Origin of the sequence: Catenovulum sediminis (assembly GCF_007289895.1) — a bacterium.
Taxonomy (GTDB): Bacteria; Pseudomonadota; Gammaproteobacteria; order Enterobacterales; family Alteromonadaceae; genus Catenovulum; species Catenovulum sediminis.
In genome coordinates this window covers 445,636-469,375 of record NZ_CP041660.1, presented here as the reverse complement: position 1 = coordinate 469,375, position 23,740 = coordinate 445,636, and the positions used below count along the sequence as shown (strand labels likewise).

15 protein-coding genes are annotated in these 23,740 nt (G+C 41.7%); 9 read left to right on the top strand and 6 right to left on the bottom strand.

The annotated features are described in order from the left end of the window. Window positions 1-6 precede the first annotated feature (6 nt). Entirely contained in the window at window positions 7-1,338 is a 1,332-nt protein-coding gene (gene hslU, locus FNT16_RS01840; RefSeq protein ID WP_143869951.1) for an ATP-dependent protease ATPase subunit HslU, read from the top strand. A gap of 133 nt (window positions 1,339-1,471) precedes the next feature. Here the strand turns inward: hslU and FNT16_RS01835 are convergent, their stop codons facing one another. Further along, complete coding sequence (locus tag FNT16_RS01835) at window positions 1,472-1,789, bottom strand: hypothetical protein (RefSeq protein ID WP_143869950.1); 318 nt, start codon at window positions 1,787-1,789, stop codon at window positions 1,472-1,474. Window positions 1,790-2,062: 273 nt separating this feature from the next. Between FNT16_RS01835 and FNT16_RS01830 the strand changes: the two genes are divergently transcribed. Further along, window positions 2,063-3,124 carry a potassium channel family protein gene (locus FNT16_RS01830; protein ID WP_143869949.1) on the top strand — a complete coding sequence of 354 codons (1,062 nt, stop codon included), beginning with the start codon at window positions 2,063-2,065 and terminating at the stop codon, window positions 3,122-3,124. Between the two features lie 471 nt (window positions 3,125-3,595). On the opposite strand, the gene FNT16_RS01825 is transcribed toward FNT16_RS01830, so the two are convergent. Beyond that, a complete protein-coding gene (locus tag FNT16_RS01825; RefSeq protein WP_143869948.1) occupies window positions 3,596-4,660 on the bottom strand; it encodes an MJ1255/VC2487 family glycosyltransferase in 1,065 nt (354 codons plus the stop codon). A 4-nt stretch (window positions 4,661-4,664) separates the two neighbouring features. Further along, the gene (locus FNT16_RS01820; RefSeq protein ID WP_143869947.1) at window positions 4,665-5,168 is read right to left on the bottom strand and encodes a phosphatase PAP2 family protein; all 504 of its coding nucleotides are present in this window, start codon (window positions 5,166-5,168) and stop codon (window positions 4,665-4,667) included. A gap of 204 nt (window positions 5,169-5,372) precedes the next feature. Here FNT16_RS01820 and rraA point away from each other — a divergent pair, with 204 nt between their 5' ends. Beyond that, window positions 5,373-5,876: a ribonuclease E activity regulator RraA gene (rraA, locus tag FNT16_RS01815; RefSeq protein ID WP_143869946.1), complete on the top strand. Its 504-nt coding sequence runs from the start codon at window positions 5,373-5,375 to the stop codon at window positions 5,874-5,876. Between the two features lie 7 nt (window positions 5,877-5,883). Here the strand turns inward: rraA and FNT16_RS01810 are convergent, their stop codons facing one another. Beyond that, on the bottom strand, window positions 5,884-7,947 hold the full coding sequence (locus FNT16_RS01810; RefSeq protein WP_143869945.1) for a TonB-dependent receptor: 2,064 nt from the start codon (window positions 7,945-7,947) through the stop codon (window positions 5,884-5,886). Between the two features lie 152 nt (window positions 7,948-8,099). Between FNT16_RS01810 and FNT16_RS01805 the strand changes: the two genes are divergently transcribed. Together FNT16_RS01805 and FNT16_RS01800 are read left to right on the top strand one after the other, a co-directional pair. Beyond that, complete coding sequence (locus FNT16_RS01805; protein ID WP_185976660.1) at window positions 8,100-8,624, top strand: DinB family protein; 525 nt, start codon at window positions 8,100-8,102, stop codon at window positions 8,622-8,624. Next, on the top strand, window positions 8,612-9,376 hold the full coding sequence (locus FNT16_RS01800; protein ID WP_143869943.1) for an NRDE family protein: 765 nt from the start codon (window positions 8,612-8,614) through the stop codon (window positions 9,374-9,376). Before FNT16_RS01805 ends, FNT16_RS01800 begins: the two co-directional genes overlap by 13 nt. 293 nt (window positions 9,377-9,669) lie before the next feature. On the opposite strand, the gene FNT16_RS01795 is transcribed toward FNT16_RS01800, so the two are convergent. Both FNT16_RS01795 and FNT16_RS01790 read right to left on the bottom strand, forming a co-directional pair. Next, window positions 9,670-10,755, bottom strand: a complete 1,086-nt coding sequence (locus FNT16_RS01795; protein WP_143869942.1) for a GGDEF domain-containing protein — start codon at window positions 10,753-10,755, stop codon at window positions 9,670-9,672. 226 nt (window positions 10,756-10,981) lie between these two features. Then, window positions 10,982-15,217 carry an alpha-1,6-glucosidase domain-containing protein gene (locus FNT16_RS01790; protein ID WP_143869941.1) on the bottom strand — a complete coding sequence of 1,412 codons (4,236 nt, stop codon included), beginning with the start codon at window positions 15,215-15,217 and terminating at the stop codon, window positions 10,982-10,984. Between the two features lie 231 nt (window positions 15,218-15,448). Here FNT16_RS01790 and FNT16_RS01785 point away from each other — a divergent pair, with 231 nt between their 5' ends. From FNT16_RS01785 to FNT16_RS01770, 4 genes are all read left to right on the top strand, one after another. Continuing rightward, entirely contained in the window at window positions 15,449-18,676 is a 3,228-nt protein-coding gene (locus FNT16_RS01785; RefSeq protein ID WP_185976659.1) for a TonB-dependent receptor, read from the top strand. A gap of 92 nt (window positions 18,677-18,768) precedes the next feature. Further along, window positions 18,769-20,685 (top strand): alpha-amylase family protein, encoded by a 1,917-nt coding sequence (locus FNT16_RS01780; protein ID WP_221935048.1) that lies wholly within the window; start codon window positions 18,769-18,771, stop codon window positions 20,683-20,685. 251 nt (window positions 20,686-20,936) lie between these two features. Continuing rightward, entirely contained in the window at window positions 20,937-22,265 is a 1,329-nt protein-coding gene (locus tag FNT16_RS01775) for a porin family protein (protein WP_143869939.1), read from the top strand. A 26-nt stretch (window positions 22,266-22,291) separates the two neighbouring features. Continuing rightward, complete coding sequence (locus FNT16_RS01770) at window positions 22,292-23,734, top strand: FecR family protein (RefSeq protein WP_143869938.1); 1,443 nt, start codon at window positions 22,292-22,294, stop codon at window positions 23,732-23,734. Window positions 23,735-23,740 lie beyond the last annotated feature (6 nt).

Below are 23,740 nucleotides of genomic sequence, written 5' to 3'. Positions count from 1 at the left end.
CCGACTATGTCTGAGATGACCCCAAGAGAAATTGTACACGAGTTAAACCGCCACATAATCGGCCAAGATAAAGCCAAGAAAGCAGTGGCAATTGCATTGCGTAATCGTTGGCGCAGAATGCAGCTGGAAGAAGAGTTGCGTCAGGAAGTGACCCCTAAAAATATTTTAATGATAGGCCCAACCGGTGTGGGTAAAACGGAAATCGCCCGACGCTTGGCTAAGTTAGCTAAAGCGCCGTTTATTAAAGTAGAAGCCACTAAATTTACTGAAGTCGGTTACGTGGGTAAAGAAGTTGAAACGATTATCCGCGATTTAACCGATATCGCGGTTAAGATGACACGTGAAGAAGCAACGCAAAAAGTGCGTCACCGCGCTGAAGAAGCCGCAGAAGAGCGCATTTTAGATGCTTTATTGCCGCGTGCTCAAACCCCTTATGGTGAAGAAGATGAAAAACCGGCGGATAGTACCACTCGTCAGGTTTTTAGAAAAAAATTACGTGAAAAGCAATTAGACGATAAAGAAATTGAAATAGATGTTGCAGCGCCGCAAGTTGGTGTCGAGATTATGGCACCGCCGGGCATGGAAGAGATGACTAATCAGCTGCAAAGCATGTTTCAAAATTTGTCTGGTTCGACTAAAAAAACACGCAAATTAAAAGTCAAAGAAGCTTTTAAATTGTTAATTGAAGAAGAAGCAGCTCGTTTGGTTAATACAGAAGATCTTAAAGAAGATGCGTTACATGCGGTTGAGCAAAACGGTATCGTATTCATCGATGAGATTGACAAAATTTGTAAACGTGGTGAAAGTAGTGGTCCAGATGTATCACGTGAAGGTGTGCAGCGTGATTTATTGCCTTTAGTTGAAGGTTCGACTGTTTCAACTAAACATGGCATGGTAAAAACAGATCATATTTTATTTATTGCATCGGGTGCCTTTCAGATGGCTAAGCCGTCCGATTTAATTCCTGAATTGCAAGGTCGTTTGCCCATCCGAGTTGAGCTAACTGCACTCACTACACAAGATTTTATTGCGATTTTAACAGATACCAATGCATCGTTAACTGAACAATATCGCGCGCTTTTGGCAACAGAAGGCGTAAATGTTGAATTTAAGCAAGATGGTATTGAGCGTATTGCTGAAGCTGCTTGGCAGGTTAACGAACGTACTGAAAATATAGGTGCACGCCGTTTGCATACAGTGATGGAGAAGTTAATGGAAGAAGTGTCTTTTGATGCTTCGGAAAAAAGTGGCGATACACTTGTGATAGATGCTGACTATGTTAACAAGTATCTGAATGAGTTAATTGAAGACGAAGATTTATCTCGCTTTATTTTATAATTTCTTTATAACGTCAATTTTTCATCGGAATTGGTTTTGTCTATTCCAAATCAATGGATTTAACCAGCGTTTAAAAAAGGGGCTTGAGCCCCTTTTTTAATGGTTAACTTAATTTAATCCGTTTAGGCTGTTGTTACAGTTTATCTGAAGCATCCGCTTTCATCGGTTCTTCCACTGCTACAATTTCGATATGTAAGTTGTCGCGATTCATTGTCATCACGGCCAATGATAAACCATTATCTAATTGGGCTGCATCTTGATTGATGGCAGCAATCTCTGTCTGAAGTTTGCTGTTATTGTCTATCAAATTGGCGATACAGGCTGCATCCTGTTGTAAAGTCTGCTTATCAACACATTGATACAGGTTATTTGTGTTATTGGCATAAGCTGCTGATACAAAAACACTCAATACTAATGTGACAGCAACAGATATAAATTTTTTTAACATCATTAAACGACCTCTGAATGAATAAATGATATACATTTTCAGGTACACAGTGCATACAAATACCTGTAAAGTAAGTGGCAAAACTGTTTGCTTGACTTTAGAATGGCGTAATTTTTTTAAATTTACTAATTTTTAACAAGCGTAGCAAGGTAATGAGCGTTTGTCAGTGTAAACTATAGTTTACAAATTGGCGTTGTTTTAGTTGTCTAATATGACAGTATTGTCATATTTCTGTCTTTTAACTTAAGTTTTTTCTTTATTACGATTATTAACTTTATGATTTTTAGGAAGATAGTTTCTATTGTCCAGCGCCACATTAATCAATTTAGTTGGTTGATGTTGTTGAGCGTATTATTTTGTCATTTGGTGTTCACTTGGCTTGGGTTGTATTTTAACGGCGAAACTGAACTAACCTCATTAGAAATTTTCCCTTATTATTACGTGGTCACAACCAGTACGGTGGGGTATGGCGACTTTAGCCCGGCCACACACGCTGGCCGGATTTGGGTTTGGATTTTTCAGATACCAATGGGGTTAGCCATATTTGGTGCGTTTTTGGGTAAAGCTGGACAAACATTAACTCTTTATTTTAGGCGGAGAATTATGGGGAATAGTAGTTTCGCAGCATTTGAAAACCACATTGTTATTATTGGCTATCACCCTCAGGTGAGTGCACAAATTGTTATAAATATATTGGCGGACAAGCACAGGGAAGGGCGTAAGATTTTACTTTGTGATATGCAACAGTCTGAACATCCAATGCAGGAGCATTTGGAGTGGGTTGACTACGCCAAGTTGACAAGTTACACCACAGAGCATGAGCTCAAACGAATTGCGATAGATAAAGCAGACCGGGTGATCATTTATGCAGATACAGATGATCAAACTTTGACGACTGCTTTAAAGTTATCCGTGTCCGTTAAAGCCGATTGTCATATAACGGCTTGGTTTCATGATCAGTCTAAAGTGGATTTGTTACGTGCTCACTGCCCTAATATTGAGTGCAGTTCTTCACGTATTGCTGAAAGTTTAGTTCGTTCAATGCAGGATCCGGGGGCGAGTCGTGTGCAGGAGCAATTGTTATCTGGTTTATGCGGTGATACTCAATACGCGATTCAAATTCCTGATGAGGTTAAACAGCCTTTCAAGTTTGAACAGGTTTTTAATGGTTTTAAAAAGCTGCATGATGCAACTGTATTGGCAATAGCTAAAGAGCGCAACGGCAATCAGCTGGAAGTAAACCCGGAATTGGATACCTTGGTTAACCCAGGGGATTATATTCATTATATTGGTAATTACAGACTGCGCGCTGCAGATATTAAATGGTCGCAAATGTAGGTAGCTCAACCCTATAGGGCGACATCCTGCATATTGCGAGATTTGTCGGGCTGAAGCCGCGACCTACATTTTAGCTTTAAGCTTCGAGCAGCGAGCTTCAAGCTGTGTAGGTCGTCCTTTAGGGCGACAATTATTAATTCGATATTTGTGCTTTCTGCTTTTGTCGGGCTGAAGCCGCGACCTATATTTTAGCTTTAAGCTTCGAGCAGCGAGCTTCAAGCTGTGTAGGTCGTCCTTTAGGGCGACAAGAAAAAAGTTACTCGCAGCTCGTTGTTTTTCAAGATTGTTGGCCTAAAGACCAACCTACACGCCACCCGTCGGACTCAAACATCGATCTAAAGTGATATCTTGTGCTCGAAGCTCGAAGCTCGAAGCTCGAAGCTCGACACTCGCAGCTCTTGGTGTTTTTCAAGATTGTTGGCCTAAAGACCAACCTACACGGCACCCGTCGGGCGAAAGCAGCGAGCAAGATTAAGCTACATTACGATTTAATTTATCTTCAACATGCTCAGGAAAATGTACTTGCGACCAGAGTTTTTCTAACAATGGTGCGCTGTTGTTGTAATCACCCGCTAAAATCCAATCAATCAAAGGCTGAGGGTCATTTGGAAATACCACACGTCCACCATGGGTTTGTTCTAACCAGTGTTCAACTTCATCAAAATTTAATGTTTCCATGACAGAGGCTAGACCTAAAATTTCCAGTGTTTTGGCATTACTCGCTTGCTCAAACTGACCATTTAATGGTTTTAATAAGATGCGTTTGCCATAACATAATGCTTCACTGGATAGCTCAAAGCCTGCATTGGCAATGATACCCTTACAGGTCGATAAATCAGTTTTAAAGCCTGTTCTGCTTAATTTTCTAAGCTTGATGTGTTCTTCATCTTTGTCTTCAGGGATATCTGGGTGGTAACAATAAAATTCGAAATCGCAGAAATCGGCTAACAAGGTTTTTATATGTTCTAACGATTCAAACGGCAAATAGACTAGGATCTTAGTGTCGTTTATTTGTAGCTCGTTTGGTTCTTCAATAAAAGGCGGTATGATATTAGCGCCAAAGTGATACCAATGTACGCCTAAGTCAACAGAGCATGGTGCAAAATATTTCAGAATTTTTTTATCAGCCCAGCTTGCGCCTTCCATTGGAATATTTTGCAAAAATGCTGCCTGATGCGAAATATTAATACTCGGCACATTTTGCCGTTTAGCTGCCCAAGCAGTAACAGGTTCAAAGTCATTTAGCACCACATCATACTGACTTAAATCAAGCGACTTAACATCCCGCCAAAAGGTACCAAATTCAATTTTTTTAAGCGTTGATAAAATTGCGACATCACCATCTTTACTGGAAAATGACATTCCCTTGCGTACCTGATAGTCGCCAAAAGGTTGCATATCAAAAAATTTGTCAGCTGCACGACCTGAAAATAAATAATCAACATCTATCCCTAGTTCATTAAAACGATTAGCCATAATTCTGGCTCTGCTAATGTGTCCGTTACCCGTTCCTTGTACACCATAAAGAATCTTCATATATCTATAAAACCCATCCCAAACTTAACCAGGCGCTAGCGGTTCCTAATATCGCACCTGCAATGATATCTGTTGGAAAATGCACGCCTAATAATACGCGTGATAAACCAATTAAACTTGCCCATGTATAGGCGAATATTGTAAAACCCGGATAAAAATAGCTAATCAAAGTTGCCATTAAAAATGCAGCAGCTGTGTGCCCTGAAGGCAAGCTAAATTTATCACTGGGTTGAATATGTGCTGATACCAATACATCACATGGGCGTGCTCTTTTAAACGTTTTTTTAAGGACAAAATATGATGGCAATTCAAGCAAGAATGCAACTAACCCGACCGCTAAAAACCAGATGCCTTGTTGTTCTACCACGGATAAAATAAGGGCGAGGGCAAGGTAAAAATGGCCATCGCCAGTTTTAGATAGCAACCTTACCCAAGTCATGTTGCGATTCTGTGTGCAGGCAAATAACCATGCGAATAATTGCTGATCTTTAGCCGTAATTAAATTCATAATCTGACACTCAAAATAAACTCTTCTCAGTGCCTATCTTATGTTTTATATATGACGTAAAATTGAATCAAATAGGTCAAAAATATGACAAGTTTTTACCCATTTAATCGACAAAATTTATTTGATTTAATGTCTTTTGTCTCTTGGATCTGCGAACCGCAGATGTTTATAATGACGCATCTTTTCTAGCCAAGGTAGTTAACCATGGAATTCAGCACTTCTTTGTTATGTGACACTTATACAGATATGGTCGATGTTGTTGACCCGATATTTCTTTCGTACGGTGGTCTCAACAGTTTTTATGGCACAATCACAACCGTCAAGTGCTTTGAGCATAATGGGTTGGTTCGACAAGTTTTGTCCGAAGATGGTAGCGGCAAAGTGTTACTGATTGATGGCGGTGGTTCTGCCAGACGCGCTTTGCTTGATGCTGAAATAGCCGAATTGGCAGCCAGCAACAATTGGGAGGGTATTATTGTCTATGGTGCCGTTCGTGATGTGGATGAATTGGAAGAAATCGACTTGGGCATTCAGGCTATTGCTTCTATACCCGTTGGGGCTGAAGATGACGACACCGGAGAGGTCGATGTCGCCGTTAATTTCGGGAGTGTTACTTTTTTGCCGGAAGACTATGTCTATGCAGACACCACAGGCATTATTTTGTCTCCTGAGCCGTTAGAGCTTGAAGAATTGGTTGAAGAGTTATAACGCATAGCTATAACTCATAGTTAACCCCTAAAAATAAGCGTCTGGGCTGACCGACAAAATAGCGGTATTGCGAAAATGCATAGTCAGCCCGTTCTGCATAACGTTCATCCAGTAAATTGAGTACTTGTGCAGAAAATCTAAGATTATTGCTCATCTGATAGTTCAATCTTAAATTAAACAACTGATGTCCGTCATACTCTGTCGTATTGTCGGCACTGGTAAAATATTTGTCCATATACTGATATTCTAATTCAGTTTGCAGCTTTTCTTGAAGGCGCCAGTTTAAGCGGCCTGCTAGCATTAATTTAGGCGCGGTATCCATTATATTATTGTTAAAGTTTTCATCGTTTTTGTACCTGTGCAGGGCGTGACTGGCTTGTAAGTTAGCGGATAAATCGTCTGAAAATTGATAACTGTATTCTGCTTCAATCCCCATATGTTGAGTTTTAGCGCCATTTAAATATTCGCGCTGACTGTTTTGTATAATGACTTCAGATTTATCTTGCCAGTAGGCTGCTAAATTCAGAGTGTGAGAGCCGTCTATATAATGTTGGCCAATTTCAATACTTTTTGCTTTTTGTGGTTCAATTTGAGCGTCGAGTTGGCCATTTTGTAAACGATATAACTCTGAGGTGTGTGGCGCTCTAAATGCCGTATCCAATTTAAGGTAAGCGACAAGGTTATTTTTTATCTGATACTGAATGTTTTGCTGCCAGCTCCACATGTCAAAGTGATCTTCTGTATCAGCGGGTCGGGTATAACGGCACCCTGGCGGTGCACAGGCACTGCCATCGTCACGGCTATTACCATCTAACATTTTGTTATCGTAGTTGTAGTGGATCGTATCAAATCGAATATTGGTCGTAGATGTGATTTTGTCACTAATCGGTATATTGATGAGTGCATATAGTGCTGAGTTCAGTGCAGTGACTGAATAATCATATTGCTGGCCTTGTGGCAAAATGTTGTCTAAAAAAGCCGAGCCGCTGTCTGTTGCGTTAGTTTGCTGCTGCTGTAAAAAACCTTTGGTCCATTCAATATCCGCCCCGGCTACAAAATCAATATTGTCGGCCACTTGGCTTTGGTACTGCGATTGTAGTCCTACACTATGGTGTCCGTTTTTTTCCGTTGGGGTTCCGGGTAAAAAATGCATTAGAAATTGCATGCGGTTGTGACGGATATAAGGCGTTAGTTGCCAGCTATAATTAGCACTTTGGTATTTTATGGCACTAGATAAGGTCAGTGCATCAGTCTCACGATAGGCATCGTCGACACTATTTTCGCGCAGTAAGTGCTTGTTTTTATATGCCCCTTGACCTTGTTGTAGATAAGTCGCGGTATCTTGTTTGAGTTTATGTGCAGAAATTGTATTTGTGATTTCTAGATTTTGTTTGTTTAACTGATATTTACCGATGAGTTTCCAATCATTATAGCCAGAACTGTGTTGAAATCCGCCATCATGGGTATAACTTAACCCCGTGTAGACGGCACTATCGTCGTAAATTTCAGACCAATTTAACTTACTTCTCAGATATGCATCCGGACCTGCTGTCAAGGATATATTCTTATTTCCGTTGGGAGTTGGCGTGAGTACGTTAATAACACCATGTATTGCATTTGTGCCATACAATGCTGAGCTCGCCCCTTTTGCTATTTCAATTTTTTCAGCCAACTCAAAACCACTGTCAAACAATTGATTTACGTTGCAAAAACCTGCTGCGCGCAGCGGGATATTGTCTTGCAGTGTGATAAATTCACTACAAGCGCCAGCGCCAGTATAAACAGGAGATCGTATGGCTAATAAAGATTCTTGCCCGTTTCCCCGGCTTAACCATACAGATGAAGCTTGTTGTAAAACTTGATTTAAATGTTGTGGGTTGTACAGTGATAACAAGGCGTCGTTGAGCACACTGACCTGCGCACTTTGTTGTTGTATATTTTGCTGGATACGTTTGGCTGTTACTGTAATTTGTTCATCAATAGTTTGTGCATGTAGTGAACTCGATATGACACAGGTCGCGATGGTTGCTAAGGCGCTATGGGGAAAGATGTTGTTTTTCATTGCGTTCATTGTAATGCGTCTATCCTTATTGTAGTTGCTTATTATAATTGCTTAGCGAAATTGAGTAGATGAAGACTAAGGCCAAAATGCGCTAAATTGACATGAAAGATTGTTTTCTGCTTTCCGGTCAGCTAATCAAGGTTATAAATAAAAGTATTAAGATGCTAAACCATTACCAGAGTATATTGCAGCAGGCAATCGATTTTATACAAACCTTGAGCGACACCCAGTATTCAGAGCCGGTTGCAGGTCAAAGTAGTGTAGGCGCACATCTGCGTCATATCATAGATCATTTTCATGCAATTTTAACAGTTGACAATAGTTATAATAGTTATGTTGTTGATTACAACGTGCGAACACGCGGAAGTCAAATCGAGAGCGATAAGGCTTTTGCGCTCGATACCTTGCATACAGCCCAAAAACAGCTGGGCAATTTAACCGATTACCAGCTGCAACAGCCAGTGACTGTGGTGAGTGAAGTGGGGGTGGATAGTTCTTGCATTATTAAAGTACAAAGCTCTGTGGCCCGTGAATTGATGTTTGCCACGAGTCATGCTGTGCACCATTTTGCATTGATGAAACTATTAGTTGAGCCTATCTTAGATAAAGCGTCATTTAAAAATGATGGTTTTGGCGTAGCGCCGGCAACTTTGGATTATGAAAGGCATAATAAATGTGTACGTTAACTTGGTTTGTAAAACCAGATGGATATCAGCTATTTTTTAACCGTGATGAACAACGCAGCAGGGTCGAGGCGATTACCCCGGCCTTTGATCCGCAGCTCAATGCGGCTTTACCTATTGACCCACAGGGTACAGGCACCTGGATCGCGACAGCAGCATCAGGTGCCAGTTGGTGTTTATTAAACCTATATCAATATCAGCAGGGGGCAGATGAGTATACAAATACTAAAACAAACTCTGCACCTCGCAGTCGCGGAAAAATCATTATTGATTTGTTAAACGCTTTGGCTGATCCGCGCAGTATCGAAGAGTTTAAAGCCTGTATTGATCTTAAGCAGTATGCACCATTTACCTTATGTTATTTTCCACCAGAGTTAGATGCGGTAAACCCTGCGGTTATCGCTTTTTGTTGGGATGGCAGCAAGTTGTCTTCGTTTAATCCCACTTCGCCTCTAATCTCTTCCGCCGTTTGTTTGGCACAGGTTTTAAAACAGCGTGAATTATTGTATCAAACTATCTGTGTACACGGTTTACAGCATGAAAACCGTGTACAGGATAAACATCAAGCTCATCTAGCGTTTCATCGCTCACATATTCCGCAAAAAGGCATGTTTTCAGTGTGTATGCATCGAGAGGATGCAAAAACAGTGAGTCTGACTGAAATTGAAGTGTCAACAAATACCACGAAAATGACTTACTACAATGGCGCACCATGTACTAAAGATAAGGGGGAGTGCATTGAACTTGCTCGCTGAATTAAAACCGGGTAGCCCTATGAGTGTGAGTTATTTAGATGCCGGACATTATCATCAAACCATTCAGCTATCTTATTTTACGCTTTCCTAACGCTAGGGTCCTATTAAATAAGAGTTTAGGTTTTGCTGCCGGGGCAAAGTTAACGTAGATTTTTGCCATCATGTTAATGCGCATACATGGTTTATAGCGCAGGCGCTAATAGTCAACAAAAATGGTTATAATTATATCCAAAACTATTATTTTTCTCTCGAATGATGGCAAACAAGCTCTGATTGTTTTGATATGCACTTTTTCATTCACTAACAACTTTATCTCTGCCACCTTGCTTGGCTTGATACAGGCATTTATCTGCTTTGGCGATGCTTTCAGTAATGCTACGTGATTCCTGTAGTTGAGTAACGCCAATACTCACGGTGACTGTGCCTGTGAAATTAGGAATGTTGAAGTGACAGCGAGAAATGTGAGACCTAATTTTTTCTGCTGCTTTACTCGCGGCTTGTATTTCTGTTTCGGGCAGCATAAATAAAAATTCTTCCCCGCCCCAGCGTGAGATGCTATCTTGGCGGCGCACTAAGGTTTGAAAATGTGCTGATAATTGTTGAAGTACGATATCACCCGTTTCGTGTCCGTAGGTGTCGTTAATTTGCTTAAAGTGGTCTACGTCACAAAGTAAAATGGAAACCGCTTGGTGGTGTCGTTTTGCTCTGTTGTACTCTTTGTTGATCTGCTCCATCATCTCGCGGCGATTGGATAAACCTGTTAACGGGTCTATCTTAGATAATTTTTCATATTTGTCGCTGAGCATTTGAATATGCTTATAGGATTGTTTTCGAGAGTATTCATAGCAACAGGATAAAAAGGTCACTGTGCAAAATGATAATAAAAGTCGTATTTTGTAATCTTCATTGTATGAGGTTGCTAAAAGTAGACCATCGTGAAAAAACAATAAAAAACTGGCACTTAAAATGAAGATAACGACATTAATTAGGCCAATCGTTAATCCACCTAAAAACAAAGCAACAGCAGGCAATATAAATATCCACAAAGTGCCCGTATTGTTGACACCTCCAGAATAAATCAAATACAACATCAGTGCGGATAAACAGTAGAGGACTAGACGGGATGGAATTGCGTAATTTTGCCAGTAGCGAATGCTAATATGTGCTGCTAAAAAGACCAGCGTTGATGAATGTAATACGGTTGCCAGCATTATATCAAGAGAAAGCCACGCTTGAATCCCCATGATTAGGGTTAACAGCATACCGACTAACGCGAATAAGTTGATAACAAAGATGCGTCTGCGCTCTTCAGTCGAGGCATTTTCGCTAATGCCACCTTCACAGTAGTTGGTAAAGCGTTGTCTTAAAAATTCGAACACAGCACTCCCAAATTTGTTTTAATCTGTTGGTTAAATTCTAACATCATCTTTCAATTGCGCCACTATAAACCCAAGTTAATAATCAATGCTTTGGCCTAACACTGCTTTTGTGAAAAACTGCTATGGGATGATTAATATGTAAAAAGCCAGTGGGGGTCACCACTGGCTTTTGATTTGTGTGTAAGTGCGCTTCCGTGCGACAGGGGATTCTCCTGAAATGGGTTAACTATAGTCCGTATTCTTTAGTGTCGACTACCGTAACCGTTGCTGTATTGCTGCTTTCATCCGATACATGGAATATAAATTTCAAGTCTACCGGGGCATTTACATTCAACACACTGTTGGGGCTCGCGCCGCCATGTGTCAGTGCAAGTGGCTGGCCAAAATTGGTGAAGCTTGATTCTGTGGCAGCACCAAAATTGACATTACCCCAACTTTCTTCAGCTATTTTGAATTGTGTATTTTCTGTTGCTGTCGTATCAAACGCGTAGTAACCATTACCAAAATAGGTGAACTGATTGCTTGTGCCCCAGTCGTCGTTAAAACCACGCAGATACACTGCGGTGCCTGAGTAGGGTAACGTTTCTTTGCTGACAGTAACAACCGGCTTCGCTGCATTACTGGCATCGACCATAAAGAGATAATGACCGTCTTCAACAATGGTTAGATGCGCATTACCTGAACCGTCCAGGGCGCTCCCTGTGCCTAATGTGACAGTGCTATTGCTGCCAGCGCCGTAGTTCACAGTATTCCAGTCATCGGATGCAAACTTAAACTGATAAGCCTCTGCTTTTGCGGTTAGATAAATAGAGGTCACATAGGTATTGTTGCCAACATACAGCATAGGGTCATCTGTGCTCCAAATCGTTTCGTTGACGTCACCGCGAATATACACCGTGGTCTCGCCATAGGTCGGTTTATCAATAGCACTAGCATCTGGATTTCCGACTGTTGCTAAGGCATTTAAACCCGTGCCTTGCGCACCTGTCTGTACTTTAGCAAATACCGCTGTGGTATATGCAGGTACGGTAAATAAGCCATCGCTGTTATCTGCAGTAAAGCTTGCTCCAGTGGTGACTGAATCGGCAGAGTTTTGTTGTACAGTATGCAGGGTAAATCCTTCGGCGGTCGGTATACGCATTGTCTGTTCGATATTTGTACCGTTAAATACCACTACCATAGCGTCGAAGTTCGGGTCTAAATCTGCACGCATATTGCCATCTACTGTTTCATCACAGTTTCCTTCAAAATCCTGTACTGAATTTAAACAACCGGCACCATCGTCAATGCTCATGACAATCACACCATGTGTCTGGTTAGCCCCTACATTGTGGAAGCCTAAACGGTCTTTAATTTGTTCAGCCGTGGTTAAGCGGAATAAATGACTGCTTTTGCGGATTTTTAAGAACTCCTGATATAAATCAGATGCCAGTTCAATTTCGCTGTTACTCACTCGAATATTTGAGTTGGCCAACAATTCTTTCGCACGGTTGTCATCACTAACAACAAGTGGCAGTGAAACGCCCCAGTTATTGCTGTTTTTAGTAAAATCTACTTTGTTAAGCCAATCACCCGAATTGTAGGTATCACGATCCATTGATTTTGAACGCAATAAGTCAGAGCCCATTTGTAAAAATGGAATCCCTTGACTTAAGAGTGGGAATGAACCTGCAACCGCATGGATGCGCGTTCTTTCATACGCGGATAAACCGGCAGGCAAGTTGTATTGCAATTGATCCCACAGGGTTTCATTGTCATGTTTATCTACATAATTTACCGTATCAGCAGGGTCGAGCGCTTGTCCCGGTTTATTGTGCGAGCTCGCTTCGCCAAAACTGCCTGTACTGGCTTTCAATACGTAACTGGCAATATTAGCCGCTAAACCAATTCTGATTTGGTCGACATCATTTGCTTCGCCATCAGTATTAAAGAAAGCGGCACTGCGCACGCCATCACGCTGCACATCAGAAAAAGTTGAAACTTCAGTGCCAGCCATATTAGCCTGCGTGCCACCTGTAGTTGCAACCACGCCGTAATTCCAGCCTTCGCCGTAAAAATGTGCATCAGCGTCTACTGCTTTAACCGCTTCTCTGGCTGCCAGTATGCTGTCTTTGGGTAAGAAGTTCATTAAATCAAAACGGAAGGCATCAAACTTATAGTTTGCAGACCAAGAAACCAATGTGTCCGTCATGAGTTTGCCAAACATAACATGCTCAGCTGCGGTGTCCTGACAGCAGGTTTCGCCCAATACATCACCCGTTGCAATGTCACGTCTGTGATAATAACCAGGGACAATTTTATCCAGCACTGAGTTATCCCATAAACCTGACGAGCTTGTATGGTTGTAGACAACGTCTAATGAAGTTCGTAGGCCCATTTCGTGTAAACTTTGTATCATGGTACGCATTTCAACAATGCGCGATGTATCTTCAGGGTTACTTGCATAACTGCCTTCTGGTGCGTTATACGCTTGTGGATCATAACCCCAGTTAAAACCATCAAAGCCTTTTAAATCATTCAGTAACTGACGTCCCCGTTCACTGAGCGGATCGTAAGTTTCTAACAGATCTTTAATGACGACACCTTCATTGGCAAAACTACATACTTGCGCTTTGCTATGAACGGCACATAAATCACCTACCGTATTGTGAATTTCGATGCGTTGGGAGACATCTTCATTAACCGATGCAATATCATTGGCCGGTAAAACCTGAAAATGGGTAATACCTGCTTCTGCTAATTCTTTTAAGTGATTAACCGGTGCAGTATCTTGTTGTGCAAAAGCTAAATATTTACCTCTGTGCTCTGCCGGTGTAGATTCATCTAAGATAGAAAAATCACGAATATGACCTTCATAAACGACGATATCTTCCGGGGTGCCAGCGGCTGGAATGCTATGGTCATCCCAATTATCAGGTTTTAAATCATCATCGTTAAGGTCTACAAAACGCGCATAACGTGCATTAGTCGTCAGGCTGACTGCATACGGGTCGATGACTTCGTGTGTGACAAATTCATCATTTAAATGGTGAAATACGTTTACTTCATAACGGAATAGTTTTCTGTCTAACTCTGCGCGCGTACCTTGATAGGTCCAGATGCCGGTGGTTTTATCAAACGTCATCTTGTGATCGCCGGCTGAGGTATATTCACCCGCCGCATTTTTATCATTGTATAACTTAAGTGTGACATTCATCGCGGTGGGTGCCCAAACACTTGCCGTGACGTTATCACCTTCATAAGTGATACCTAATTTGGCTTCATCGGCATCGGCATCACCCATGGTATACAAGGCATCTAATACGCCACCTGTATTGACCAAATTACCGGCAATCATATCGCCATTGGCATCGAGCGCTATTGCCACCACTCTGCCTTGCAGCATATCTTTTGCAAGTTCAGGATCAACAGCCTTATCAGGATCAACGGCCGTCGTCGTAAATGGCGTCATGCCATCACGATAGGATAATGCTCTGTTTTTTTGCTCTTCTGTTAGTGCCCCTTCATTTCTGACAAACTCGATATAGTCGACACCGCGATAGCCTTCACCCGGGAATAATTTGGGCATACTGTCAGAGTAATAAAGGCGAATGCTTTGCGCTTCTTCGTTGTTGTATAAAACAACATTGGTATCAAACCAGTGTGTTGCTAATTGAGGGTTAATTTGACGCACACCGTCTGTCGGATCATCCGGTTCGCTATGATAAGGATGCAGTGAAGCAACTGGTTGATTTGTTGAACCGACCGCAACATAACTCATTCTGTCAGGGTTACGATCATCAATATAACCGCGCATGTTTTCTTCAACGGGGGTTTTAGTGCTGCCTTCGTGAATGATAAAGTTAAAACAGTCTGTATGGTTTTCAACTAGCCTAAATGTCCAGAAAACACCGTAGTTTTCATCTAAACCATCTGGTTTGATACCGGTCGCCCAGTCTGTGCCCCAGTATTCTCCATTTTCAGGATCCTGACTGGCACCTTCACCTTCAATATAAGTCGGGTCGTAGGCGTTACAGTCTTCGCTATTCCAGGCGTGAATGATTAAATCATCTACACCATCACCAATGACGTCTTTTTCTACGGTTAAACCTTCGCGCCAGAAAAATAGTGTAGCGAATTTTTCACCTTCACCTTCTACATTAGCCGGAATTGCATCTGCGCGTTCTAACGGTGCTTTTGGATGACGCCCTTTAGCTTCACATGCGTGCAGAATTGGATTGTATTCTTGGCCGGCGCATACTAATTCGACCCGTTCGCATTGTTGGCTGCCATTCTCATCTAGGATGGTGTTACCAAAACTGTCTACTTTAATGGTTTCGGGATATGAGCAAACAAGGGAGGTATCCACTTTTGTTATATTGTCTACTTCGTCCAGCCCTTTTTCGTTTGACACGTTACACCCTGTGAGTGCAGCGGACACTGTGGCTGCAACTAAGGAGAGTTGTATCTGTCTGTTGATCATTTGTTCTCACTCCAGTGCTTAAAATGTGATTCTGAAATTGCACCTATTATTAGGCATTACACATAGTTTACTGTCTGTACGGTTAAGAAACGGTTAAGAAAAAGAGGGAATTTCTTAACCGTTTCTTAACCGTGCTGTTGATATTATGTCATTAATCCAGAATCCGTTTGTGGCTTGGCTAAGCGGAAACAATTTCAAATTCACAATAAAAAAGTTTGAGGAAAGATGCATATGAGCAAATTCAAACCGAGTCTGTTGACCCTAGCACTGGTTACCAGCGGTATGACGTTCAGCACCCTACATGCGCAAGAAGCAGAGCAAGAGCTCGCGAAATTAAAACACGTAGAAGAGCAATTAGAAGAGCAATTAGAAGAGCAAGCAGAAGAAGAAACTGAAGTGATTCAAGTTACCGGTATGCGCCGCAGTTTAATTGAGTCGGTAAATATCAAACGCTTCTCTGATACTATGGTTGATGCGGTAACAGCGGATGACCTAGGTTCATTGCCGGATCTTTCTATCTCAGATTCTTTATCGCGTTTACCCGGTGTTACGGCAATTCGAAATGGTGGCCAAGCCAGTGAATTAAACATTCGAGGTTTATCGGGCCAATATGTATTTGCAACCTTAAATGGCCGAGAACAAGTTTCGTCAGCGGGTGGCCGCAGTGTCGAATTTTCTCAATTTCCTTCTGAGCTGATTACCACAGCGCAAGTACACAAATCTCAAAAAGCTTCATTAATTGAAGGTGGTGTTGCAGGTACTATCGATTTACAAACAGCAAACCCGTTGAAAATGGGGGAAGATTTTAAAGCCAATTTTAATGGTCAGCTGACGACAAATTCACGCTCTGATGATCACCCTGATGCAGTATCAGTTGGCCATCGCTTTAGCGCCTCTATGCAGGCTAAATTTTTAGATGATACGTTAGGTGTCGCTTTAGGGGTTGCACGTTTATTTCAACCGCGGGTTTCGACTCAGTTTGTCGGTTATGACTTTACCTACGATCAAGTTCGCGTAGATGGCCTGAACGGTTTAAGTGATTGTGGCAATCAGGAAACTGACCCGTACTGGCGTGAAGGCGGTTGTTTTGCCTATAGTGGCAGCTTTGAAATGATGTCGCGCGGCGGTGAGGATGAACGCAACGGTATTATGTCGGCAATTGTCTGGCAGCCAACGGATAACTTTACTTTAAAAGCTGACGCGTTTTATTCAACATTTGATGCAACCGCATGGGATCGCGGCATTCAGGTGACAGGTTTAGGTAGCATAAATTCGACCAATCATTTAAGTAGCGTTGAGATGAATGACCCAAGCATTGTCGGCAACGACCAAGAAGGTTATTCAATTATTGGTGGTACATATTATGCGGCGCTTAATACGCCATTTGCGACCTATGATCCCACTGACTCATGTAATGCAGCAACAGATGGCAAAGTGCAAGCACCTTGTATTGACCAAAATGGCAGCGCCGGTGTAAACCCACTGCAAATTAGTAATATGGCAGATGATGCAACCCGTAAAAGTGATACTTTAACATTAGGCTTAAACGCCGAGTGGGTATTTGATAATTTTATGATTACTGCTGACTGGTCGCATTCTAAAGCATCGGAAGATTCATTTGACCGAACCATCAATATTTTGATGTTTGAAAATTCAGCTGCAGCTACCCCTAAAGTTGAAACCGATCTGGTTTTAGATTACCGCATGAATGGTCTGAAAGTACCAACCGTCAGTGTGACCAATACCGCGGGTGAGGCGATTGATTTTACCGATGCCAACAAAATGATGGTAACCAGTTATTCGCAGTTCCCGCGCTTTGAAGAAAACCAAGCAGATGCGTTGCGCCTAGATATCAAATATGAACTGGACAATGACTTTATTCGCTCGGTTGAAGCTGGCGTGCGGGTTTCAGAAAGAACGCACTTATTAGAACGTGGCGTATGGTCTTATGGTGGTCCGGGTCATTTTGAAAATGGTGTGCACCGCAATGAACGTAGCTGGGATGAGATGCGCCAAGGTAACTATATTGTTTGGGCTGGTGGTGAAGAAAAAGAAAGGTTCCAGCCTTACCAGCTTAGCGCAGACGAAGTGAACGTCGTTAAGTTAGGCGGTGAATTTTCATCGCTACCGGCATTTATTTCAATTGATAATGAAGCGATTGCCGATAAATGGTTGGTGGATGCTGAGGGGAATCCATTAAAGCGCGACCCGGTGGATGTTTGGGATGGTGCTGACTGGACCATCACACAAGATAATGACATTACTGAAAAAGTAAAATCTGCTTATGTTATGGCGAACATCGATACTTCAGTGTTTGATTTAAGATTAACAGGTAACCTAGGTGTGCGATTTGTTGAAACCGAACAAATTGCCTTTGGTGTGTCGGCAGCGCCAACCTCACGTCGTGTTAAAACAGATGACAATGGCGACCCAGTGATTGATAAAGATGGCCGAGAAGTGCTAGAAGTTGTGGACATGGGCGATGCAATTACTGATGATGTTGGTCAAACCGAAAGCTCGCATTTATACCGTGAAATCAGCCACAAGTTTGACAATGTATTACCTTCGTTAAACTTGAGTTTAGAGCTGACCGATAGCGATTATTTAAAATTTGCGGCTGCAAAGGTGATGGCGCGTCCTGAAATGTCAGAAATGGCGATTAGCGGTAACTACAATTACCAAACAAATCGCGCGCGTGATGGCAAAGATGTGGTTAACATGGATATGAGCACCAGCCCGTATTTAGAACCTTTTCTAGCAACACAGGTTGATGTTTCATATGAGCATTATTTTACTGAAACAGACGGTACCTTCTTTGTTGCGCTATTTAACAAGGACATAGAGTCATTTACTGATACAACTACAATATTTGACTTCCCGTTTGCGCAAGTCGGTATTGATTTACCAACTACTTCAGACAGTGGTCAGCCAGTTGAGCCGGGCGATTTAACGGTAACAGTAAATAACGAGCAAGGTGGTTATGTTCGTGGTTATGAAATAGGTTATACCCAAACGTTTGACTTTTTACCCGGTGCTTTATCTGGCTTAGGTTTCTCCGGCAGCTATTCTCACACTGAAAGTGAAATAACCCGAACCATCAGCATTGGTAATGGTCAAGGTGATGTCAATACGCCCATTGAAGGTTTGTCACCCAGTATTTATAGCTTTACCTTGTTTTACAACAATGACATGGTTGAAACCTATCTTAATGCGCGTTACCGCGAGTCATACTTAGGTCGACAAATTGCGACAGGGCAAGATCAGTCTGCATTTTTCACCGATGAAATGATTATGGACTACCAGTTAAAGTATAAATTTACTGACGACTTTAACGTGATTTTTTCTGTTAACAACTTAACAGATGAAGCGAACCGTTCTTATTTCGGAGACGAAAGTAAAACCGGTACTATCCAATATTTTGGTCGTAATTACTTCTTAGGCTTTAACTATAGTTTGTAACTATCGTCTGTAACGACTCATGATAAATTTAGCTTTGGCTGCTATTTAATATAATAGCGGCCTTTTTCTTTTAGTTTCTGCAGAGAGAAGCAATGAAAAAACCGATTTATAAAAGTAATTTAATTTCGTTAACGATAACTGCTGCCACCTTAGCTATACTGACAGCATGTGCAACGACAATGCAGTCTGAAACTAAGCAAACTTCTAGTGCTATGCAAATGCCACACAACACCCAACAAAAAGCGGTTGTGTATCAGGTTTTCACTCGCTTGTTTGGCAATACCAACACCACGAATAAACCTTGGGGTACGATAGAAGAAAATGGTGTCGGTAAGTTTGCTGATTTCACTGAAAAAGCATTAAGTGAAATTAGAAATTTGGGGGTCACGCATATCTGGTATACCGGTGTGCCGCACCATGCTGTGATTAATGATTATACCGCTTATGGTATCAGTCAGGACGACCCCGATGTAGTGAAAGGTCGCGCGGGTTCACCTTATGCAGTAAAAGACTACTATTCAGTTAACCCAGATTTGGCCATTGATCCGGCCAATAGAGTGGCTGAGTTTGAAGCATTAATTGAGCGTACACATCAACAAAATATGAAGGTGCTTATTGATATCGTGCCAAACCATGTCGCGCGACAATATCAATCGTTAGGCAAACCCGCAGGTGTCGAAGACTTTGGCGAATCAGATGATACCAGCGTGGAATATGCCCGTGACAACAATTTTTACTATATCCCGGGGCAAGAGTTTGCAGTGCCGGTGGCAAAAAATGATTACCAGCCATTAGGTGGCGATAAACACCCGTTGGCTGATGGCCAATTTACTGAAATACCCGCTAAATGGACGGGTAATGGTTCTCGAAAAGCACAGCCTGACTTTAATGACTGGTATGAAACAGTAAAGGTAAACTATGGTGTGCGACCTGATGGCAGTAAAGATTTCCCGACGTTGCCGGCCGAATATGCAAAAAAAGACTACCGCGCGCATTTTAAGTTTTGGCAAGGTAAATCTGTGCCGGATTCTTGGATAAAGTTTAAAGACATTGCGCTATTTTGGACGGCTAAAGGGGTAGATGGTTTTCGTTATGATATGGCTGAAATGGTGCCAGTTGAATTTTGGAGTTATATGAATTCCGCGATTAAAATGGAAAATCCGGATGCGTTTTTATTGGCCGAAATATATAACCCAAAAGCTTACCGTGATTATATTCATTTAGGCAAAATGGATTATTTATACGATAAAGTTGATTTTTACGATACTTTAAAACCTGTTATGCAAGGCAAGGGTTCAACCGATAACTTGGTTGATATTCAAGCTCGTTTCGCGGATATAGAGCATCATTTATTGCACTTTTTAGATAACCATGATGAGCAACGTATTGCCAGCCCTGAATTTGCTGGCTCTGCTGAAAAAGGGAAACCAGCCATGGTGGTTTCAGCCACTATCAGTAGTTCGCCTATGATGATTTATTTTGGTCAGGAAGTGGGCGAAGACGGCAGTGAAGAAACTGGCTTTGGCGATCCGAGCCGAACAACCATTTTTGATTATGCAGGGGTGCCGGCACATCAAAGATGGATGAATAAAGGTAAATTTGATGGTGGGCAACTCACTACTGAAGAAAAATCTTTACGAGATTTTTATCAAAAGTTATTAAATTTTATTACCTCCAGTTCAGCAATGATGGGGGAGTATGCCGAATTACACAGTGTCAATCGTTCAGCCAATCACCAAAGTTATCTTGCTGATATGTTTGCATTTGCGCGTTTTGATGCGCAACAAAAGTTGATTATTATGGCTAATTTTGCGCAGCGAAAAAGTGATCCATTTGAATTGATTGTCCCGGCGCATGTAATTATCGCCATGGAATTAAACGATGGAACATATACTTTGCTTGAAAAGCTTTCGGGCGCAACAGATTTGCAGATGAATGTGGTGAATGGTGTAGGCTACATACCCGTGCAACTGCAGTCTCTACAATCTTTCATCTTGGAAATACAGTAAGCTCATTTTTACGCTAGGCGGTGTGAATACCGTGTATGTTGACCAATGGTTATCCAGCTGTTGGTCAGCTATATCTGACTTGTTGTCGCTTTGTATCTATTTAATCTTTCATCTTCTGTAATAGTAATTTCACCTCTTTTATTATTGTCTAACTATCTTGTAGCGCCTACACTTTAATCAGTACAAAAGTAAATTTCGCTATTTACCCATGGGCAGTATGCTGTAATTGGGATTATTCAAAAGGTAATGGAATGTTGTCAGAACACACATTATTTCTAAATTTTAAACCTGTCCTGTTTGCTGTTTTGCTCGTATTCGCGGGAGGGGTTAAAGCAGAACCTGCCAACTTAAACTTACAACCTATTAAAAACGCACTTAACAATAAAGAATATCAAAAGGCATGGCAGCTTATTAAGCTGCTTAATGAACAATGGCTTGGGGAACCAGCATTCGATTATTTGTACGGTGTTACTGCCATGCAGTTAGAAGAGTATCATAAAGCGGTTTTTGCTTTTGAACGTGTGGTCGCTAATGTGCCAGAGTGGCAGGACTCTCGTATTCAGTTGGCAAAAGCGTATGCAGCAATAGAAAACTATGCAGGCGTAATTAAACAAGTTGAAATTTTGCAAAACCAAGGCACTTTAGATGCCAAATATCAGCCTCTTGTACAACAACTCAAATCATTTGCAGAAGATGCGTTACAACGTCAAAGCTTTTCTATTGTGCAAGCTGCAAATTTGTCAGCCGGTTTTGATTCAAACGTGAATGCAGGCACCTCGAATGAGCGTATCTTTGTAGATGGTTTGGGGGAGCTGATTTTGTTTGATGAAAGTCGCAAAAGTGAAGATGAATTCATCGGTTTAGGTTATCAGCTAATGCTTGATAAAAAATTCTCACAAGTCAGCAGCTTGCGTTTTTCAAGTTCACTAAACGGCATACATTTTAAAGATCTGAATCAATTTGACCGCATTCAGGCTGGCATAAGCACTCAATACCACCACGAATTTTCACGCTTCGCATGGCAAGTTGGCTTAAATGCGAATCCTTTGTGGCTCAATGACAAATTATACCGTTTGCAAGGTGCTGTTTTTACTCAGGTTGAATTTTCAATGTCTAAAAGCGTGAACCTGTTTGCACAAGTTTCTCTGGGCAAAACCGATAATAAGGTCAATGATGGATTAGACACAGATAATAAATCCGCACAACTTGCACTTAAATATTCGAGCAGTTCGTTGCGACACGGTCTTCACTATCACTGGCGCGAAGAAATAAGTGAGTTGTCTGATAGCAGTAGCCGAGCGTTACAAACATTGACTTATCGTATCAATTGGCTGCAATCTGCCAAATGGTTGTTTTCTGGGTATTTGGGTTATCAAACAGCTGATTATCAAGGGCGACATCCATTCTTTTTGAAAACCAGGGAAGACGAAATGGCGATGTTGGGTATATCTACTCGCTATCGCCATACGCAGGACGTAAGTTTGATGTTGGCGCTCAACATGCAAGATAAAACCAGTTCTATTGAGTTGTTTGAATATGACAGAGCAGAACTAAAATTTACTGTTAACTATGCCTTCTAGTTTGATGAAGGGGTGGGAGTATAAAGATGAAAAAGTTAGGTGTTGTATTCATTTTATTGGCTTTAAATTTTTCATTTTCAGCGGGTGCAGCCGAACAGCAACAGGTTGTTGGTAAAACAATTTTAGCTGTTGGCAAAGTTGAAGCTGTAAATTCTTCACTTGGTAAAAGCCGCAAGCTAAAACGACGCTCGCCAGTATTTGAGGTTGATAGTGTCAAAACCTCAGAGCGAAGCCGCGCACAATTTAGTATGTCGGATGGCAGTTTATTACTATTGAAAGAAAACTCCGAAATTCATATTCAGGATTATCAATCTGACGACACTCAACAAAAAGCGTCAGCTACCTTAGATTTAGTGCGTGGCGGCTTGCGCTCGATTAGTGGCGAAATTAAACAAAAAGGCGGTGATTTTAAAGTTAAAACACCGGTCGGTACCATCGGTATCCGAGGGACGCATTATGAAATAGAGATTATTCAAGGAGAGGTGTTTATCGCGGTTTGGGATGGCGCGGTCGATGTTCAAGTGGATGTCGCAGCAGGTGAGGAAGTGTCATTGGGTCAAGGTGAAGACTTCTCATATGCCAAAATTGATGAGTCGGGGGAAGTCACAGAGTTATTATCACCGCCGGAAAACTTTAATCAGGGTCAAACCAATACCAATGTGCGAAATAGTCCAACCGCGCAAGCTAATGATGATAACGATGATAATGATTCAACCTCTTCAGACTCAGACACTACAGCAAACGATGAAGGTGACTCGCAAAGCGCCGAAACTGAGATAGCGAGTTCGAGTAATAGTAATAGTACCTCAGATACAGAGCAAGCTACAGGCGACGACAATGAAGATTCAGGCTCTGTAGATGATAGTGATATCGCCAGCACAAATACAAATAATGACACGAGTGACGCGGCAAATACAGACGATGAGCCGGATACCCTGTCTGATACGATTGCTCAAACCTCAACTGATAATGATATTACTTCGGACATATCAGAGCCCAATTCAATTGATACTGAAACGATAGTGTCACTTGAAAATGAGCTTGAAGTGGATGTTTATCAGGAAGAGTTATGGCAAGCAGATGAAACGCCGATAGTTGATTTGATTGCGCAAAGGCAAGGTGTTTTTGATTTTGCAAACGTGACTGAAGCTCAGGTTTTTTCGAGTGCAGGGGCGGTGACAAATTTTGATATGCAAATGAGTATTGATTTTGACACTGGGGCTGTACCCGGTGGTTTTATTACCTTTGATGATCCGCAAGGGAACTGGTTTGTGACTTACACCGGACGCATTAATGTGGATCAGTTAGAGTTAGATGTGACATTTGCAGCGCACGATGATTTATTGGCTGATGGTGATATTAACGCCAGATTTTCAGACGGAATAGATGAAGTCACAGGTAACTTTAATTTAGCTGAAAGTGATAACCCTGACACAAATGCACAAGGCGGGTTTATTCTTACGCCTTAGTATGAA